At 64.9% G+C, this 18,809-nt stretch carries 15 protein-coding genes; 5 read left to right on the forward strand and 10 right to left on the reverse strand.

Annotation, left to right across the window (positions count from 1 at the left end; translation table 11 throughout):
• The first annotated feature begins 7 nt into the window (after positions 1–7).
• The gene (locus ACUXH0_RS24315; RefSeq protein ID WP_182594761.1) at positions 8–1,084 is read left to right on the forward strand and encodes an oxidoreductase; all 1,077 of its coding nucleotides are present in this window, start codon (positions 8–10) and stop codon (positions 1,082–1,084) included.
• Positions 1,081–3,192 (forward strand): cation:proton antiporter, encoded by a 2,112-nt coding sequence (locus tag ACUXH0_RS24320; RefSeq protein ID WP_012430303.1) that lies wholly within the window; start codon positions 1,081–1,083, stop codon positions 3,190–3,192. Before ACUXH0_RS24315 ends, ACUXH0_RS24320 begins: the two co-directional genes overlap by 4 nt.
• 27 nt (positions 3,193–3,219) lie before the next feature.
• Here ACUXH0_RS24320 and ACUXH0_RS24325 read toward each other — a convergent pair whose 3' ends face one another.
• The 4 genes from ACUXH0_RS24325 to ACUXH0_RS24340 all read right to left on the reverse strand — a co-directional run bounded on the left by ACUXH0_RS24325 (position 3,220) and on the right by ACUXH0_RS24340 (position 7,692).
• Positions 3,220–4,482, reverse strand: a complete 1,263-nt coding sequence (locus ACUXH0_RS24325) for a DUF3734 domain-containing protein (RefSeq protein WP_012430304.1) — start codon at positions 4,480–4,482, stop codon at positions 3,220–3,222.
• 31 nt (positions 4,483–4,513) lie between these two features.
• Positions 4,514–5,299 (reverse strand): 3-hydroxybutyrate dehydrogenase, encoded by a 786-nt coding sequence (locus ACUXH0_RS24330; RefSeq protein ID WP_004627334.1) that lies wholly within the window; start codon positions 5,297–5,299, stop codon positions 4,514–4,516.
• Positions 5,300–5,352: 53 nt separating this feature from the next.
• Positions 5,353–6,096 (reverse strand): acetoacetate decarboxylase, encoded by a 744-nt coding sequence (locus ACUXH0_RS24335; protein WP_012430305.1) that lies wholly within the window; start codon positions 6,094–6,096, stop codon positions 5,353–5,355.
• 192 nt (positions 6,097–6,288) lie between these two features.
• On the reverse strand, positions 6,289–7,692 hold the full coding sequence (locus ACUXH0_RS24340; protein WP_182594762.1) for an aminotransferase-like domain-containing protein: 1,404 nt from the start codon (positions 7,690–7,692) through the stop codon (positions 6,289–6,291).
• A 155-nt stretch (positions 7,693–7,847) separates the two neighbouring features.
• On the opposite strand from ACUXH0_RS24340, the gene aptA reads away from it, so the two are divergent.
• Both aptA and ACUXH0_RS24350 read left to right on the forward strand, forming a co-directional pair.
• The gene (gene aptA, locus ACUXH0_RS24345) at positions 7,848–9,185 is read left to right on the forward strand and encodes an omega-aminotransferase AptA (protein ID WP_004627328.1); all 1,338 of its coding nucleotides are present in this window, start codon (positions 7,848–7,850) and stop codon (positions 9,183–9,185) included.
• 1 nt (position 9,186) lies between these two features.
• Entirely contained in the window at positions 9,187–10,710 is a 1,524-nt protein-coding gene (locus tag ACUXH0_RS24350) for a CoA-acylating methylmalonate-semialdehyde dehydrogenase (protein ID WP_012430307.1), read from the forward strand.
• Positions 10,711–10,786: 76 nt separating this feature from the next.
• On the opposite strand, the gene ACUXH0_RS24355 is transcribed toward ACUXH0_RS24350, so the two are convergent.
• Positions 10,787–10,993 (reverse strand): cold-shock protein, encoded by a 207-nt coding sequence (locus ACUXH0_RS24355; RefSeq protein ID WP_004627325.1) that lies wholly within the window; start codon positions 10,991–10,993, stop codon positions 10,787–10,789.
• A 177-nt stretch (positions 10,994–11,170) separates the two neighbouring features.
• Complete coding sequence (locus tag ACUXH0_RS24360; protein WP_004627322.1) at positions 11,171–11,374, reverse strand: cold-shock protein; 204 nt, start codon at positions 11,372–11,374, stop codon at positions 11,171–11,173.
• A gap of 351 nt (positions 11,375–11,725) precedes the next feature.
• Between ACUXH0_RS24360 and ACUXH0_RS24365 the strand changes: the two genes are divergently transcribed.
• Positions 11,726–13,621 carry a potassium transporter Kup gene (locus tag ACUXH0_RS24365; protein ID WP_004627320.1) on the forward strand — a complete coding sequence of 632 codons (1,896 nt, stop codon included), beginning with the start codon at positions 11,726–11,728 and terminating at the stop codon, positions 13,619–13,621.
• Between the two features lie 18 nt (positions 13,622–13,639).
• Here ACUXH0_RS24365 and fdhD read toward each other — a convergent pair whose 3' ends face one another.
• Genes fdhD through ACUXH0_RS24385 form a run of 4 tightly spaced genes read right to left on the reverse strand, consistent with a single transcriptional unit; the run spans position 13,640 to position 18,720 of the window.
• The gene (fdhD, locus tag ACUXH0_RS24370; protein WP_182594763.1) at positions 13,640–14,455 is read right to left on the reverse strand and encodes a formate dehydrogenase accessory sulfurtransferase FdhD; all 816 of its coding nucleotides are present in this window, start codon (positions 14,453–14,455) and stop codon (positions 13,640–13,642) included.
• The gene (locus ACUXH0_RS24375; RefSeq protein WP_012430308.1) at positions 14,452–14,697 is read right to left on the reverse strand and encodes a hypothetical protein; all 246 of its coding nucleotides are present in this window, start codon (positions 14,695–14,697) and stop codon (positions 14,452–14,454) included. Before ACUXH0_RS24375 ends, fdhD begins: the two co-directional genes overlap by 4 nt.
• Complete coding sequence (locus ACUXH0_RS24380; RefSeq protein ID WP_182594764.1) at positions 14,697–17,036, reverse strand: FdhF/YdeP family oxidoreductase; 2,340 nt, start codon at positions 17,034–17,036, stop codon at positions 14,697–14,699. The genes ACUXH0_RS24375 and ACUXH0_RS24380 overlap by 1 nt, the downstream gene beginning before the upstream one ends.
• Before the next feature lie 28 nt (positions 17,037–17,064).
• On the reverse strand, positions 17,065–18,720 hold the full coding sequence (locus ACUXH0_RS24385) for an OFA family MFS transporter (protein WP_182594765.1): 1,656 nt from the start codon (positions 18,718–18,720) through the stop codon (positions 17,065–17,067).
• Between the last annotated feature and the right edge of the window lie 89 nt (positions 18,721–18,809).

Raw genomic sequence — 18,809 nt, forward strand, 5'->3', positions numbered from 1 at the left:
ACATCTGATGCCATTGAGCGCCGCTTTGGTCGGCTACGGTTATGCCGGCAAGCGCTTTCACGCCGCGTTGATCGACGCCACGCCAGGGCTGCGTTTGCAGGTCATCGGCTCCAATCGACCGGAGGCGGTGCGCGCGGATCGGCCAAACGCGGTGATCTGCACGCCAGAAGCGGCGGCAACGCATGCGGACGTCGACCTCGTCGTCATTGCCGCACCCAACGACCGCCATGCGCCGTTGGCAGAAGCGGCGTTGCGAGCGGGCAAGCATGTCGTCGTGGACAAGCCGTTCACCGTCACGCTCGCAGAAGCGCGGCATCTGGCGCGGGTGGCGCGCGACGCGGGGCGCGTGCTGTCGGTGTTTCAGAACCGGCGCTGGGACAGCGATTTCCTCGCCGTGCAAGCCGCGATCGGAGGCGGCACCCTTGGCGAAGTCATGCACGTCGAGGCGCATTTCGACCGGTATCGACCGCAGGTGCGTGCGCGCTGGCGCGAGCAAGCGGGGCAGGGCACGGGCATCTGGTTTGATCTGGGCCCGCACCTGATCGACCAGGCGCTGCAACTGCTTGGGCTGCCCGATGCGGTGAGCGCCTCGTTTGCACGCCAGCGGCCGGGCGCCGAAACGCCGGACTGGGCGCATGTCGTGTTGGACGTGGGGGAGCGCCGAGCCGTCCTTCACGCGAGCATGCTGGTGGCGGGCGGATCCCCGCGCTGGATCGTCCACGGCACGCGCGGTTCGTTCGTCAAACGCCGGATGGATCAGCAGGAAGCGCAACTGCTCGCCGGCATGCAACCCGGCGCGCAAGGCTGGGGCGTGGACGATGACGCCGGCCTTTTCATCGATGGCGCAACATCCTCCGAAAACCGCATCGCAACGCCCGCTGGCGATCAGCGCGCCTACTACGCCGCTGTGCGCGACGCCATCTTTGGTCAGCGCACAAACCCTGTGCCGCCCGTGCAAGCCGTGGCCGTCATGGCCGTGCTCGAAGCCGCCGTGGCTGCCGCCGAAACCGGCACGGCAGTCGTGCCGGACCTGATCGATGCCGAACGTGCAGATTGGCTGGCTGCGCGGGAGACCGCCTCGTGAACGGCGTCGTCATCCTGTTGCTGGTGGCGGGCGGTCTGCTCGCGGTGGTGGCGCTGGTGCAGATGCTGGCCTCGCGGCTGACGTTGCCCGAGTCGACCTTGCTGGCGCTGGCGGGCATCGGCATCGGCGGCGCCTATGTGATCTTGCGGAACAGCGCGCCTGCCTTTGCGACCACGTTCTTCGCGCCGCTCGTCGATCCGAGTTGGCCGGCAGAGGCCTACCTGTGGCTGTTCCTGCCGCCGCTGTTGTTTCAGGCGGCGCTGTCGGTCGATGTGCGCAGCATGGCGCCGGACGCCGCGCCGATCCTGATGCTGGCCATCGTGGCCGTGGTGGTCGCCACGGGTGTGATCGGGCTTGCAGCGGCCGCCGTCACGCCGTTCGGCATCGTCACGTGCCTGCTGCTCGGCGCGATGATTGCCACGACCGATCCGTCCGCCGTGATTGCGGTGTTTCGCGACGTGGGCGCACCGGCGCGGCTGATCCGCCTGGTGGAGGGCGAGGCGCTGCTGAACGATGCGGCTGCCATTGCGATCATGGGCGTGCTGCTTGCCATGCTGACGGGGCACGGCGGTGACGCCACCGTCGGCACCGGTCTGCGTGAACTGGCCAGGGCGTTCGGTGGCGGCGTGGTGTTCGGGTTGATTGCCGGGCGCATCGCCGCATTCCTGCTGCCGGCTCTGCGCGGCATTGCTCAGGCCGAAGCCGCGTGGACGCTGGCGCTGCCGTATCCGCTGTATCTCGTGGCGGAAAACATGCTGGGCGTGTCGGGCGTGGTGTCGGTGGTCTGCGCGGGACTGGTGATCGGCGCGCTGGGACGCACGCGCCTGACGCCGCGCAACTGGTCGCACCTGCAACTGATTTGGGAGCAGATTGCGGCGCTGGCTGGAGCGGTCGTCTTTCTGTTGGCTGCGGTGCGCGTGCCGGAACTGCTGCACGGCGCGGTGTGGAAAGACGCGCTGTGGCTCGCGGTGATCGTGCTGGCTGCACTGGCGGCGCGCCTTGCCGTGCTGTTTGGCCTGTTGCCCGCGATGGCGTGGCTCAAGCTCTCCGCGCCGGTCAGCCATGCCTACAAACTGGCGATTGCATGGGGCGGCCTGCGTGGTGCCGTCACACTGGTGCTGGCGCTGGGGGTGGCCGAGAACCAGGCCGTACACGCGGCCGATCGTCATTTTGTGACCATCCTCGCCACCGGCTTTGTGCTGGTCAGCGTGCTCTTCAACGGCGCCACGCTGCGCTGGGTGATGCGGTGGCTGGGGCTCGATCAGTTGTCGCCGCAAGAGCAGGCACTGCAAGGGCAGGCGCTGAACATGTCGACGGAGGAAGTGGAATCGACCATGCGCCGCATCGGCGGGCACTTCCATTTCACGTCGGGCGCGACCGATCGGGCAGCGGAGGTGTATCGGCGGGAGGTCGCGGCCGGCGCGCTCGAACTGAACCTTGAGGAAGCGCTGTCCGAACGCGAACGCCTGACCATCGGCCTGGTTTCGCTCGCCACGCGTGAGCGCGAGTTGATTCCCGAATATGGCAACGGCCTCGTCTCGATCCGCAACCTCGACGCGATGATGCGAAACACCGCCGACATGATCGACGCGGCCCGCACGGAGGGGCGCCTGGGCTACAAGCGCGCTTCGCGGCGCATCCTGGCCAAGCACGCCGGCTACCGGTTCGCGGTCTGGCTGCATCGTGTGGCGCATATCGATCGCCCGCTGGCCAATGCGCTGGCCGACCGCTTTGAATTGCTCATTTGCCGCCAGACGGTGCTCGAACGCTTGCGCGCGTACAACCGTGCATCGCTGCAACCCGTGCTGGGTGAGCGCATGGCAGACTTGCTCGATGGCGTGTTGATCACCCGGATCGAGGCGGCCGAAGAGGGCCTGGCAGAGTTGCGCGAGAAGTTTGGCGGCTACAGCGCTGCGTTGGAGAAGCGTCTGCTGGTGCTGTTTGCGCTGTACATCGGCCAGAGCAAAATCGACACGATGCTGGCTGAAACCGTGATCTCGAAAGAGGTCTACAAGCAGATCAGCTCGGTGATCCGCCGTGCCTGGACGGCCGCGCTGCCGCGGCCGCCGCTGTCGACTGCGCTGCGTATGCCGGCCGCGCCGGAGTAGTCCGGCCCTGAGCGACGCAGCGGTGGCTCAAAGCCTCTTGTCTTCCCGCTCCACGCCCGGATGGCGGTGGATGTCATGCGTGATGAAGCCCGTGTCGTTATCGGGCATCTCAAGCCACTCCGGGTGCGAGAGCGATTCGCGAATATCCGCCAGGCCCGAGGCCCAGTGGTCGCGCATGGTCGATGGACCGAACTGGATGTCCTTGCCCGGCCCTTCGTGTTCCTTGGCAGCGTAGATGAGGTGGAAGACGTTGTAGCGCTTGGTACAGGCCATCTCCTGCGCGTGCTTGTACCACTGGGTGCGCTCAAACTCTTTAGGCGGCAGGTGGTCGAGCAGCTTGCGTATTAGCCGGCGCGTGGATTGCGAACGTTCCATCCAGTCGGTGGTAAGCCGCGTGCGGCTGGAGTACTGCAAGTCCTTCTGCCGGCTGGCCACGCCGATCATCGTATTGGGCACCGGGCCCAGTGCGCTCCAGAGGTCCACCTGGAACACCAGCGTGTCGCGGCGCGGCTTGGAGCCCAGCACATACGACAGTGGCGTGTTGGAGACGACACCGCCATCCCAGTAATACTCGCCGTCGATCAGCACGGGAGGGAAGCCCGGCGGCAGCGCGCCGGATGCCATGAAGTGCTCCGCGCGCAGTCGGCGCTCGGTGTTGTCAAACGCTTCCAGATTGCCGGTGCGGACGTTCACAGCCCCCACCGATACGCGGATGCCACCGTCGTTGATGCGGTCGAAATCGCAAAGGCGTTCCAGCGTCGCCTTGAGCGGCGCGGTGTCGTAGTAGCTGGCTTCGAGCGGGTCGACTTCGTTGGCAGGCAATGGTGCAGGAAAGCGCGGTGTAAAAAAGCCGCGCTGGCCTTCGAGCAGCGTGTCGGCGGCCTGCATGGCGGTCAGCCATTTGCGCAGATGCGCGTTGCCGTCAAACCAGGCGTTTTCCAGGATGTCGGGCAGCGGCGGCGAGAACGTCGGCTGCGTGATGATCTGCCAGAACTCACGCAGCTTTGCTTGGCGATGCTCGGGCGCATTGCCGGCAATGATGGCCGTATTCAATGCCCCGATGGAGATGCCCGCAATCCAGTTCGGCACGATACCGGCTTCGTCCAGCCCTTCGAACACGCCGGCCTGGTACGAGCCAAGCGCGCCGCCGCCTTGCAGCACCAGCGCGATGTTCTCGTACGCCGGGAGCACGATGCGCTGCGCCGTGGTGAGCGGCGCATCGGCGGGGCGTGACGACTCTGCCGGCGTGGGCCGCTTGGTTGCGGCCACGCGTAGTTTTGGTGCGGGCATATCTCCTCAACCTCCTTGCGTGTGCAGAGACTTATTGCATGAACCAGCCGTGGCTCACCACGAACGATTGGCCGGTCAGCGCGGCACTTGGGAACGTGGCCAGGAAGCGCACCGTCTCGGCCACGTCTTCCACCGTGGTGAATACGCCGTCCACGGTATCACCCAGCATGACCTTTTTCACCACGTCATCTTCGCTGATGCCGAGTTCCTTGGCTTGTTCGGGAATCTGCTTTTCGACCAGCGGCGTGCGCACGAAGCCGGGGCACACCACGTGCGAGCGCACGTTATGCGCCGCGCCTTCCTTGGCCAGTACCTTGTTCAGGCCGAGCAGTGCATGCTTGGCCGCCACGTAGGCCGATTTGAGCGGCGAGCCCTCGTGCGAGTGCACCGAGCCCATGTAGATCACCACGCCGCCACGGTCGTCCTTGTACATGTGGCGCAGTGCGGCGCGCGTGGTCAGGAACGCGCCGTCGACGTGGATGGCCTGCATCTTCTTCCAGTCGGCAAACGAGTAGCTCACGAACGGGTTGACGATCTGGATGCCGGCATTCGAGACCAGGATGTCGACCGAGCCGAGTTCTTCGGCCACGCGGTCGATGCCGCTGTCCACGGCTTGTTCATCGGTCACGTCCATGCGCAGGCCGATCGCCTTGCCGCCTGCATCGGTGATCTCTTTGGCGACGGCCTTGGCGCCGTCTTCGTTCAAGTCAACGATGGCAATGGCCGCGCCCGAATTGGCGAGCGTGAGGGCGATCTGCTTGCCGATGCCGCTGGCGGCACCCGTGACGACGGCGACTTTGCCTTTCAAATCAGACATGTGTGTACTCCGGGGGTTGACGGTGACGGGATAAGAATGGCCTTGGGCAGGTGCTACTGCGCCAAGTAATCGAATACAACCTCGCCCATGCCAAGGGTCAGGTCCGCAATGATGTGCCGGGCTTCGACAATCTCCAGCACGGGCAGTTCGGCCACGGGCGCCAGTGCATGGTGCGCCAGTTCCAGCGACGCGGGGCCCGTCCAGGCGCCTTTCATGTCGATGTCGATCATGAGGTTGCGCGACAGCTCGCAGATGCGCGCCGTCTTGCCGTCCACGTGCGGAATGATCTTGAGCAGGAAGTTCGGGCGCTCCAGGCGGCGTTTCTGCTCGGCCAGATCCAGCTCGCGGTGCTTGTAACCCATGGTGCCGGTGGCCACGCGCACGGGGCCGTAGTCGAGCGTGCCGATCAGCGTGTCCTTGTCGGTCACCAGCTTCGGGCTTGCCAACTTCTTGGGAAAGCCCCACATTTCACGGCCGCCGGCCAGGGGCGGATGGTCGTCCAGGTACATCGCCAGCGTGTACGTGCCGGGCTTGCCTTCGTAGGTGACCGGGATGACCTGGCCGCTTTCGGTGTAATCGCCAAAGCCGGTGGAGTCGGCCATGCGGATGAACTCGTAGGCGACCAGCGGTTCGGGCACTTCCAGCGGTTCCGGCACCATGGCGCGCAGCTTGGCCGGGTCGGTGCGGTACGTGATGATGAAGAATTCGCGGTGGATGAAGCGGTACGGGCCGGGTGGGTAGGCGGGGCTCGTGAGCGGCATCGCGAAGGCGGTTTCGCGGACGGTCTTAATGTCCATGGCACTCCTTGTGCAGGTTGGTCTGCAGGTGGCGTTGGGAGTCGGTACGGCAAGAGAACGGTAGGCGACTAAGCATGGTGTCGCGCATTTGTGACGCTGCCGCCTTCCGTTCACGCGAATTTCACGTTTGATTGCCCGTTACGCGATTGATTGCATGCAATACGCCGTTGCGCCGCATGCGGGGCAGCGCCGTCACGCGTGCAAGAGGAATTCCCAGAGTGCCGGTTCTGCGGAGTACGCGACGTTGAAGCGCAGCCACGGGCTCGGCTCGTCATGCGGCCGGAAGTACTGACCGGGCGCGAGCCAGATGTTGTGCTCGATAGCCCGATTGGCCAGTGCGGAGGCGTCGGCCTGGCCGGGCAGCCGCGCCCACAGGAAGAGGCCGCGGCCCGGCGTATCGAACGGCTCGGCACCATGTTGACGCATGAGCGCTTCGACGCGCGTGTGCGCTTCTCCGAGCCGCGCAATCAGCCGCGCCACGTGTTCGGCATAGACGGGGCGGGTGACGAACGCGTGCACGATGCGCTCGGTAATTTCCGACGAGGTGAGCGCCACTGCCATCTTGGTGCGTGCCAGCTCGCGTGTGATGGCGGCATCGGCCACCACGTAGCCTGCGCGCAACGAGGGCGAGATCGTCTTGGAGAACCCGCTCACGTACAGCGTGCGGCGCAGGCCGTCGAGTGCGGCGAGCATCGGGGCGGCGGGGTCGGCCAGCTCGCGGTGCAGGTCGTCTTCAACGATCCAGAGGCCGTGCTGTTCGGCCAGTTGCAGCACGCGATAGGCGTTCTGCGCCGTCATTGAGGAGCCAGTGGGGTTCTGCAGCACGGAGCTGGTGAAGAGGGCGCGCGGCCGGTCGGCATCGTCCGCGCGCAGGATGGCTTCCAGTGCCGCGGTGTCGAGCCCGTCCGGTGTGCGCGGCACTCCGACCACGCGCAGACCGGCCAGCTTGAGTACCTGGAGTACGTTGCAATAGCCCGGATCATCCACCGCGACGACGTCGCCGGCTTTGAACAGCGTGCGGACGATCAGGTCGAGCGCCTGCGTGGCGCCGCTGGTCAGCAGCACTTGCGACCGTTCCACCGGCAGGCCCCGTAGCGCAAGCGACTGCGCTACGTATTCGCCCAACGGCGCATAGCCCCACGGATGTCCGTAGCCCGCCACCCGCAACGCGGAAACACGGCTCACGGTGCGCATGGCTTCCTGTACGCCGCGCTCGTCCAGCCAGTCGTTCGGCAGCCAGCCACAGCCGGGCTTGATGGAGATGGAGCGGTCGGCAAACACATCCGACAGCAGCCACGCCGCGTTGAGCGTGGGCGGCTCCCAGCGTGGGGCCACGGGGGCCGGCTGGGTGGGTGTACGCGCCGCTACGAGGTAGCCCGAACGTGGCCGGGCCACGATGGCGCCCAGAGCCGCCAGCCGTGTATAGGCCTCCGCCACCGTAAAAGTGCTTACATCGTGCGCCTGGGCCAACTTGCGCACCGAGGGCAGCCGCGTGCCCGGCAGCAGAGAATGGTTGTCGACCGCCGCACGAATGCCTTGGACGATCTGGTCGACCAACGTACGCTGGGGATGAGAAGGATCGAGTTCGAGTTGCATGTTGCGATGCGGCACGAAGCCGTGATGAGGGCCTATACAGTTTCTTATAGAACCGCCATCTGTGCATGTCCGTGTCGCATTGGACTCTGTACAGTTTGCTTCAACCGCTGGCTTGCCCAGCCCGTTCCCTTTCCGCTGTTTTTTCGGAGCCGCCGATGAAACCCGCACCCCACCCGCTGGAAACCACCGATCTGTCCTACTTCTGGATGCCGTTCACGGCCAACCGCCAGTACAAGGCCGCACCGCGCCTGCTGACTTCCGCCCAGGGCATGTACTACCGTGACGGCGATGGCCGCGAGGTGCTGGACGGCACTGCCGGCCTCTGGTGCGTCAACGCCGGCCACTGCCGCAAGGAAATCGTCGACGCCATCACGACGCAGGCCGCCACGCTGGATTTCGCGCCCACCTTCCAGATGGGGCACCCCCTGGCGTTCCGCGCGGCAGAAAAAGTCGCCGAGATCATGCCGGAAGGCCTGAACCGCATCTTCTTCGCCAACTCCGGTTCCGAAGCGGTGGATACGGCGCTCAAGATTGCGCTGGCCTACCACCGCGCGCGGGGCGAAGGGCAGCGCACACGCCTGATTGGCCGCGAGCGTGGCTATCACGGAGTGGGTTTCGGCGGCATCTCGGTGGGCGGCATTTCGCCGAACCGCAAGGCGTTCTCGGCGAACTTGCTGCCGGGTGTGGACCACCTGCCGCATACGCATGCGCCCGAGCACAACGCATTCTCCAAGGGCCAGCCGGCCTGGGGCGAGCACCTTGCCGACGAACTGGAGCGCCTCGTCACGCTGCATGACGCGTCGACCATCGCCGCCGTCATCGTCGAGCCACTGGCGGGTTCCACGGGCGTGCTGGTGCCGCCCAAGGGCTACCTGCAGCGTCTGCGCGCGCTGTGCGACAAGCACGGCATCCTGCTGATCTTCGATGAAGTCATCACCGGTTTTGGCCGCCTGGGCGCGGCAACGGCGGCCGAGTTCTTTGGCGTGACGCCGGACCTGCTGACGATGGCCAAGGGCATCAACAACGCCGCCGTGCCGATGGGCGCCGTGGCCGTGCGCCAGTCGGTGCACGACACCGTCGTCGACGCCGGCGCGCCAGGCGCGATCGAGCTGTTCCACGGCTATACGTATTCGGCCCACCCGCTGGCCGCGGCCGCGGCGGTGGCCGCGCTGGACCTGTATCGCAGCGAAGGGCTGTTCGAGCGCGCGCGTTCGTTGTCGCCGGCGTTCGAAGCGGCAGCGCATTCGGTCAAGGGCGCGCCGCATGTGAAGGACATCCGCAACCTCGGCCTCGTGGCCGGCATCGAACTGGAATCGCGCCCCGGCGCCGTGGGCGCGCGCGCTTACGAAGTCTTCCTGAAATGCCTGGAGCGTGGTGTGCTGGTGCGCTACACCGGCGACATCCTGGCGTTCTCCCCGCCGCTCATCATCGAAGAGGCGCAGATCGCGCGCATCTTCGACACCGTTCGTACCGTTCTGCAAGAGGTAGCCTGAAATGAACCGACCGATTGATCCCGCCGTGACCGAATCCGTTGTCAGCCATTACATCGGCGGGCAGCGCCATGCCGGCAGCGGCACACGCAGCGCCGATGTCTTCAACCCCGCTACGGGCGCGGTGAGCGCGCAGGTGCTGCTGGGCGGCAAATCCGAAGTGGACGCCGCCGTAGCCGCCGCGCATGCGGCTGCCCCGGACTGGGCCGAGACTTCGCCGCTCAAGCGCTCGCGCGTTTTGTTCAAGTTCAAGGAGCTGCTCGACCAGAACCACGATGCTCTGGCCGCCGCCATTACGCGTGAGCACGGCAAGGTGTTCTCCGATGCCAAAGGCGAAGTGACGCGCGGCATTGAAGTCGTCGAATTCGCCTGCGGCATTCCGAACCTGCTCAAGACGGAGTTCACGGACAACATCGGCGGCGGCATCGACAACTGGAACCTGCGCCAGCCGCTGGGCGTGGTGGCCGGCATTACGCCGTTCAACTTCCCGTTCATGGTGCCGATGTGGATGGCGCCGGTTGCGCTGGCGTGCGGCAATACGTTCATCCTCAAGCCCAGCGAACGTGACCCGACCCCCAGCCTGATGATTGCCGACCTGCTCAAGCAGGCGGGCCTTCCCGATGGTGTGTTCAACGTGGTACAGGGTGGCAAGGATGCCGTTGATGCGCTGCTCGAGCATCCGGATGTGCAGGCCATTTCGTTCGTCGGCAGCACGCCCATCGCCGAATACATCTACGCCGAAGGCACCAAGCGCGGCAAGCGCGTGCAAGCCCTGGGCGGCGCAAAGAATCACCTCGTCGTCATGCCGGATGCAGACCTCGACCAAGCGGTGGATGCCTTGATCGGTGCAGGCTACGGTTCGGCCGGTGAGCGCTGCATGGCGATCTCCGTGGCTGTGGCAGTGGGCGACGTGGCTGACAAGCTCGTCCCGCGCCTTGCCGAGCGCGCCCGCGCGCTCAAGATCGGCAACGGCATGCAGGCCGACAGCGAAATGGGTCCACTTGTGACCGCCGCCCACAAGGCCAAGGTGGAAGGCTATATCGCCAAGGGCGTGGAAGAGGGCGCCGAGCTGGTCGTGGACGGCCGCGGCCACACGGTCGACGGCCATGCCGAAGGCTTCTTCACGGGCGGCACGCTGTTCGACCACGTCAAGCCCGGGATGACGATCTACAAGGAAGAGATCTTCGGCCCCGTGCTTTCGGTGGTGCGCGTGCATGACCTTGCCGAGGCGGTGGATCTGATCAATGCGCATGAGTTCGGCAACGGCGTGTCGTGCTACACGAGCGATGGCGGCGTGGCGCGCGCATTTGCGCGGCAGATCCAGGTGGGCATGGTCGGTATCAATGTGCCGATTCCGGTGCCGATGGCGTGGCATAGCTTCGGCGGCTGGAAGCGCTCGCTGTTCGGCGACCACCACGCCTATGGCGAAGAAGGCGTGCGTTTCTACACGCGTTACAAGAGCGTGATGCAACGCTGGCCGGATTCGATTGCCAAGGGCGCCGAGTTCGTGATGCCGACAGCCAAGTAAGCCGGCGCATCGACCATGAGAAAGGGAGGCAATGCCTCCCTTCATCTTTTGAACATGCCGAGTTGAAACCGGCGTGTCATATTGGTTTGATGTTGACGGCGATGAGTTCGCCATCGGGCCCGATTTCTACATCGAAGCTGACGCGCTGGCCCTCGTGGAATGTCTGCGAGCGCGAAAACTGGATTTCCGAATCCCGAATGAAACTCGGGGCAGCATGCATTTCTGCAGCTGCCCCGGCGGGCGGATCATATTCAACGGCGTTCTCTTCAATTCGGCTGGCCATTGCATGCTCCCAATAGGGGTTCGTCAAACCAGGCCACCGCTTCCGGTGGCCATCCGACTGCTTGATGGCAAACACGTACTGAAACAACCTGCCTGGCGGAATATTCCGGCCAATACACGCGCGAGGAAACCCCGCGCGGCAAGCCAAAACCGGTCTACCGCGCCCGCGTGCTCCTTGTTACTGGGGCACGATGTTCGAAGCTTGCTTGCCCTTGGGGCCTTGCGTAACTTCGAACGACACCTTCTGACCTTCCTTCAGGCTTTTGAAGCCTGCGGAGTTGATCGCGGAGAAATGTGCGAAAAGGTCTTCGCCGCCATCATCCGGGGTAATGAAGCCGAAACCTTTTGCGTCGTTGAACCACTTGACGGTACCAGTAGCCATGATTTTGAGTCGTGAAGTTGAGAAATCGATCGGCCGCCGGCCAAATACAAACGTAGCAGGCAGACCCGGCCGAACCGGCCAAACGATCGTTTGGTGAATATATGCTTGGCGCGTCGCCTCGTCAAAGTCTGTTTTTTCAAGGTTTCCGTTTGGAGCGGCCGCGGCCGCTGTTTTCGGGCCTGCACCAGGGTTGGCGCGCTCTTGCCATCGGTGCAAACACCCGCGCAAAACCGGGCGTTTTCACCTAAGCTTTAGTGGCTTCTGCCGCACTCGGCTCACCCCGTAAGCCAGCGCCGCAGACGGTGCACGGAAATTGCGTGCGCACCCCGTCGTTCCAGTCGCAGCCTACCCATGACGACAGCCGCAGCCAGTAAAACCAAGAAAAATCCCGCGTTGATGGCCACCATGGTGGGCGCAATCGGCGTGGTCTTCGGGGACATTGGCACCAGCCCCCTGTATGCCCTGAAGGAATGCTTCAACCCCGAACATGGGGTCCCGTTTTCCGATCAGACCGTCTTCGGCATCCTGTCGATGCTGTTCTGGGCGATGACGCTGGTGGTATCCGTCAAATATGTGCTCTTCGTCATGCGCGCCGACAACAACGGCGAAGGTGGCATCCTCGCGCTGACGGCGCTGGCCATGCGCGCGAGCAGCGGCAGCGCCCGGTTCACACGCACGTTGATGCTCCTCGGCCTGCTGGGCGCCGCCATGTTCTATGGCGATGCCGTCATTACCCCCGCCATCTCGGTGCTCTCCGCCATCGAAGGCATGGAAATCATGGCGCCTGCGCTGCAGAAGTGGGTGTTGCCCTTGGCGCTGATCGTGCTGATCGCGCTGTTTTTGATTCAAAGGCATGGCACGCACGTGGTTGGGCGCCTGTTCGGGCCGATCATGGTGATCTGGTTCGTGCTGCTGGGGCTGATGGGGTTGGTTTCGGTGGTGAAGTCGCCGCAGATTTTGGTGGCGCTGAGCCCGGTGTACGCCATCGAATTCGGATTCCGGCATACGGTGCTGGCGTTCATCGTGTTCGGCTCGGTGTTCCTGGCGCTGACCGGTGCCGAGGCGCTGTATGCCGACATGGGCCACTTTGGCGCGCGCCCGATCCGCTATGCGTGGTTCTACATTGCGATGCCGTGCCTGCTGCTGAACTACTTCGGCCAGGGCGCCTTGCTGCTGCGCGAGCCGAGCGCCGTGCAGAACCCGTTCTTCCTGCTGATGCCGAACTGGGCTGTGGGCCCGATGGTGGTGCTGGCCACGGCGGCCACGGTCATTGCGTCCCAGGCGGTCATCTCGGGTGCGTTTTCGATGACGGCGCAGGCCGTGCATCTGGGCTATGCGCCGCGCATGAAGATTCTCTACACGTCGGATGTGGAGATCGGCCAGATCTATGTGCCGGTGGTCAACTACGTGCTCCTGGCGCTGGTGGTGGCGGTGGTGCTGGCTTTCGGCAAGTCCGACAACCTGGCTGCGGCCTACGGTATTGCGGTGACGACCACCATGGTGCTGACGACGGGGCTGGTCACGGTGGTTATGCGCAACGCGTGGAAGTGGCGCCTGTCGCTGGTGGCCTGTATTGGCGCCGTGTTCCTGGCGGTCGATTTGTCGTTCTTCGCCGCCAACCTGCTCAAGATTGCCGCGGGTGGCTGGTTCCCATTGCTGCTGGGCGGCTTGATCTTCTTCCTGATGGTGACGTGGCACTCGGGCACACAGCTGCTGAAGGCGCGCAATGTAGAAGGCGGCATTCCGCTTGAGCCGTTCATGGACGGGCTGCTGCGCCATCCACCGTATCGTGTGGACGGCACGGCCGTGTATCTCACGCCCAGCATCGATTTCGTGCCCCTGGCGTTGCTGCACAACCTCAAGCACAACCACGTGCTGCACAAGCGCGTGCTGTTCATCCACTTCCGCACGCTTGCCGTGCCCTATGTGGACCCTGCCAAGCGCCTGGTCATCAAAACCATTGGCGACGACATCCACACCGCAGTGGTGGATTTCGGCTTCAAGGAAACGCCCGCTGTGGACGAGATCGTCCGCAGCGTGGGCGAGCGGCTGGGCATCGTCTTTGAAGACATGGAAACCTCGTTCTTCATTACGCGCGCCACGGTGGTGCCGTCGCCACTGCCGGGCATGGCGATGTGGCGCGAGTCGTTGTTTGCCTGGATGCAGCACAACAGCGCCAAACCGTCGGACTTCTTCCGGATTCCTGCCAACCGACTGGTTGAGCTGGGGAGCAAGGTGGAGATCTAATCTCGCGCGTTCTGTGCGTTACGCAAACCGCGTCACGCTATCGCCTCGGCAGAACGCAAGCAGCGTCAGCTGGCCGGCCTTGGCGTGGCGGATCGCGAGTGAGGACGGCGCGGAGATCGTTGCCAGCAGCGGCACCTGCAGTTGAACGCACTTGCGCGCCAGCTCGAAGCTCGCACGACTCGTCATGACGATGAACCCATCCGAGGGGCGGATGCCGAGCCGAGCCAGCCGGCCGATCAGCTTGTCGAGAGCGTTGTGGCGGCCCACATCTTCCAGAACATGCAGTGGTGCATGGGTGTCTGCGGGCACCCAGCCCGCCGCATGCAAGCCGCCCGTGAGCGCGTTGGCCGGCTGATGCGCCGTCATCGTCTGCATGGCATCCAATACCTGCGCGTCGGCAAGTGATGCCAACCACGCGGGTGGCACAAGCGGTTGCGGCGCGTCTTCAAAAGTCTGCAGGCTTTCAATGCCGCACAGCCCACAGCCGGTCGGGCCGGCCAGCGCCCGACGGCGTTCCTTCAACCGCACGAAGCAATGCGAAGCAATTTCTGCGTGTACTTCGAGCCCATGCGGATGCGTTTCCACGTCTGCGCCACGCCAATCGGCGCGACTGTCGATGATGCCTTCCGACAGCGCAAAGCCCAGCGCGAAGTCTTCCAGGTCAGTCGGCGACGCCATCATCACCGCATGCGTGATGCCGTTGAAGACAAGCGCCACCGCAGCTTCATCGGCAATGGCGGCGGGGGTGTCCTCTTGCGTGCCAGCGCGCGTGCGTTTCGTCGCGGCGGTGGAAACGACGGGCAAGCCGGCGGGGTGGTGGGGCAGAAAAGTCATGCAGTGAAGTCAGGCAGAACGCGGCCGGCGTCGAGCAGCGCAATGAGCCAGCGTGTGTCGTCCATGGTGACGCGCAGCAGGCCTGCATCGGCCAGCGGATGCAGCGCGCGCAGGACCGTGCTGGCGCGCTCGCCCACGCGCTTGGTCAGCCACGGCATCGACACCGGCTTGCCGGCGTCGGTCTCGCGCAATGCGGCCAGCAGCGCCAGCTGCAGCGCAGACCACGCCGGCTCGGTGGGCATCAGGCTTCGGCCGTGGTGGCCGCTTGGGTGTCAGCGGTGCGCGCGACCTGGCTCGGCACCAGCATCACCGGAATCGACTTGGATGTCGGCGTGCGTGCCTGGTCGGCCACGGAAGACAGCGGCACCAGCGGGTTGGTCTCGGGGTAATACGTCGCCAGGCACCCGCGCGGAATGTCATACGCCACCAGACGGAAGCCATCGGCGCGGCGCGTGGTGCCGTCTTCGGAAAGCGTCACCATGTCGACCCACTCGCCGTCTTTCATGCGGACCGTGTGCAGGTCTTCCTTGTTGATGAAGACCACGCGGCGCTGGCCGAACACACCGCGGTAGCGGTCGTCCATGCCGTAGATGGTGGTGTTGTACTGGTCATGCGAGCGCACCGTGGCCAGCGTGAAGACGGTGGCGTCGGCATGGCGCTCGCGGGCGCGGTGGACCGGGGTATCAGTCGGCACGGCATGCGCGTGGAATTCCGCCTTGCCTGACGGCGTGTTCCAGACACGTTCCGATGCGGTGTTACGCAGGCGGAAGCCGCCCGGCACGCGAATCTTCTCGTTGAAGCCGGCAAAGTCGTCGAACACGGCTTCAATGCGTTCGCGGATGCGGTCGTAGTCTTCCACCAGCCAGCGCCACGGGATGGTGCTTTCGGGCAGCGTCGCTTCGGCCAGGCGCGCCACGATGGCCGGCTCCGAGAGCAGATGCGGAGAGGCCGGCGGATTGATGCCTGCCGACATGTGCACCATGCTCATCGAATCTTCCACCGTCACGCCTTGCGCGCCGCCGGCCTGTTGGTCGACCTCGGTGCGGCCCAGGCACGGCAGGATCAACGCGGCCTTGCCGTGCACGATGTGGCTGCGGTTGAGCTTGGTGGTCACGTGCACGGTCAGGTCGCACTGGCGCAGGCCGGCCCACGTGGCGGCGGTGTCCGGCGTGGCGGCCGCGAAGTTGCCACCCATGGCGAAGAACACGCGCGCGGCGCCTTGCTGCATCGCTTCGATGGCGCCGACGGTGTCGTAGCCATGTTCGCGCGGCACTTGAATACCGAAGACTTGCTCCAGCCGATCCAGAAACGCGGGGGCGGGCTGCTCGTAAATGCCCATCGTGCGATCGCCCTGCACGTTGCTGTGGCCGCGCACCGGGCACGCACCGGCACCCGGGCGGCCGATGTTGCCGCGCAGGAGCAGCAGGTTGACGATCATCTGGATCGTCGCAACCGAATGCTTGTGCTGCGTGATTCCCATGCCCCAGCATGCGATGACGCTGCCGGCTTTGATGTACGTGTCGCCCGCCTGGCGGATTTCGTGCTCTGGCAGGCCCGATTCGGCCTCGATGGTCGCCCACGACTCCGCGCGCACGTCAGCGGCGAAGGCGTCGTAGCCGCCAGTGTGCTGGGCGATGAAGGCGTGGTCGATGATGGCGGGCTCGCCGCGGCTGCGTGCCGCGTCGTCACGCTCGATCACGTGTTTGATGATGCCCTTGACCGTCGCCAGGTCGCCGCCGATGCGCACCTGGTGGTATTCGGTGCTAATGCGCGTGGAGCCCAGCGTCAGCATCTCGATCTTGCTTTGCGGATCAGCAAAGCGCTCTAGCCCCCGCTCGCGCAGCGGGTTGAACGAAACAATCTTGGCGCCGCGTTTGGATGCTTCGCGCAGTTCGCCAAGCATGCGCGGGTGGTTCGTCCCCGGGTTCTGCCCGAAGATGAAGATGGCGTCGGTCTTGGTGAAATCGTCGAGCGTGACGGTGCCTTTGCCGACGCCGATGCTGGCCCGCATGCCCGTGCCGGAAGGCTCGTGGCACATGTTGGAGCAGTCGGGGAAATTGTTCGTGCCATAGGCGCGCACGAACAACTGGTAGAGGAAGGCCGCCTCATTGCTGGTGCGGCCCGAGGTGTAGAAGATCGCCTGGTTCGGATCGGGCAGCGCACGCAGGTGCTGCGCGATCAGCGCGAAGGCGGCGTCCCAGTCGATCGGGACGTATTTGTCGCTGCCCGCGTCGTAGACCATCGGGTGCGTCAGGCGGCCTTGATCTTCCAGCGCGTAGTCCGACCACTCGGCGAGTTCGCGCACGGTGTGCTGCGCGAAAAACTCCGGTGTGGTGCGGCGCGACGTCGCTTCTGCAGCCACGGCTTTGACGCCGTTCTCGCAAAATTCAAACGTGGAGGCGTGGTCGCGATCAGGCCAGGCGCAGCCGGGGCAATCGAAGCCATCGGGCTGGTTGGCCGACAGCATGGTCTTGGCGCCCTTGGCCGCGATGCCCTGCGACAGCAATTGATGCGCAACGCTTTTGAGCGCGCCCCAGCCACCGGCCGGGTGACGGTAGAACTCGATCTTCTGGTGCTTCATGGGTGGCGGGGCGGCTTTAAATCACGTGTCAGGAGAAGAGAACGGCAGCTTTTTGGAGTGTAATCCAAACCCCCCAGCCTAACGGCAGGCCCACGGCGGCCCAGGCCAGCACCACGGCTACCGCCGAGCCCGGATGCGCCTGCCATTCCAGCGACGTCTCCGGCGAAGCAACCGACGGCGTTGGGCTCTTGGTTGCCGCAGCATGTCGTTGCTCGTCGAGCTGCGCTTCGGTCATGAAGTGCTTCGCGTTGACAGGGCGCACCAGCAGGTTGCAGATGAAGCCGAGGATCAGCAGGCCGGCCAGGATCATCATCGTGATGTCGTACACGGCTGCGCGTTCCACGCCATGGGCGATCTGGTATTCGCGCAGGTAGTTCACCAGCACGGGGCCCAGGATGCCGGCGGTCGACCACGCCGTGAGCAGCCGGCCGTGGATGGCGCCCACCATCTGCGTGCCGAACATGTCAGCCAGATACGCCGGCACGGTCGCAAAACCGCCGCCGTACATCGACAGGATCACGCAGAAGGCCAGTGCGAACAGCGCGATATTGCCCGTGTGCGACGTCCACGGAATCGACGCATATAGCACGAAGCCGAGCACGAAGAAGACCGCGTAGGTCATCTTGCGGCCCAGGCGGTCCGAGAGCGACGCCCAGAAGAAACGGCCGCCGATGTTGAACAGGCTCAGCAGACCCGTGAAGCCCGCAGCGATGGCTGCGATCTGGCCCTTTTGCGCGGCGGTCAGGTCCATGAACGACGTCGTCACGCCCAGCAGCTTGCCGCCAAACACTTCCTGCAGCAGTGGCGAGGCCATGCCCAGCACGCCAATACCGGCCGATACGTTCAGGCACAGCACGGCCCAGATCAGCCAAAACTGCGGCGTCTTCAGCGCTTCGTTTGCGTGGACATGGCGTTGCGTGACCATCGCGTCCTTCGCCTTGGCCGGGGAGGGTGTCCAGCCTGCCGGTTTCCAGCCCGTGGGCGGCACGCGGTAACCCAGCGCACCTGCCATCATGAACACGAAGTAGATGCCGGCCAGCACAATAAAGGTTTGCGACACCCCCACAGATTCGGGCGTCGCAAACAGCTTCATCAGGCGGTCAGCCAGCGGGGCGCCGATCATCGCGCCGCCGCCAAAACCCATGATGGCCATGCCCGTGGCCATGCCACGCTTGTCCGGAAACCACTTGATGAGCGTCGACACGGGCGAGATGTAGCCCAGCCCCAGGCCGACGCCGCCGATCACGCCCGAGCCCACCCACAGCAGCCACAGTTGGTGTATCTGGATGCCCAGTGCGGAAATCAGGAGCCCGCCGCACCAGCACACAGCCGACACGACGCCAGCCTTGCGCGGGCCAACGCGTTCGAGCCAACCGCCCCACATGGCAGCGGATGCGCCCAGGAACACGAAGAACAGCGTGAACATCCAGCCCAGGCTGGAGACGCGCCAGTCGCAGGTGGTGGTGAACAGCTCGGCGACCAGCGAGACATCGGCGCCGCATGTGAGCGGCTTGGTGATGCCCAGCGCGCGGCCGAGCGGCAGCCAGAAGACAGAAAAACCGTAGGCCATGCCAATGCACAGATGGATGGCCAGTGCGGCAGGAGGAACCAGCCAGCGGTTGAAGCCAACCGCGGCGACGGTGCGCTCGCGCGAAAAAAATGGATGCAGGACTGCTTCGGACATCGAATCCCCCCGGATAGGTTGAGCCCGCGTTGTGACGTACGTGGTGAAACGGTGCGGCCGCGCCGGTCATGGCCGGTGCGTGCCAGCCA

It is taken from the genome of Ralstonia sp. 110700041-2 (genome assembly GCF_056280165.1).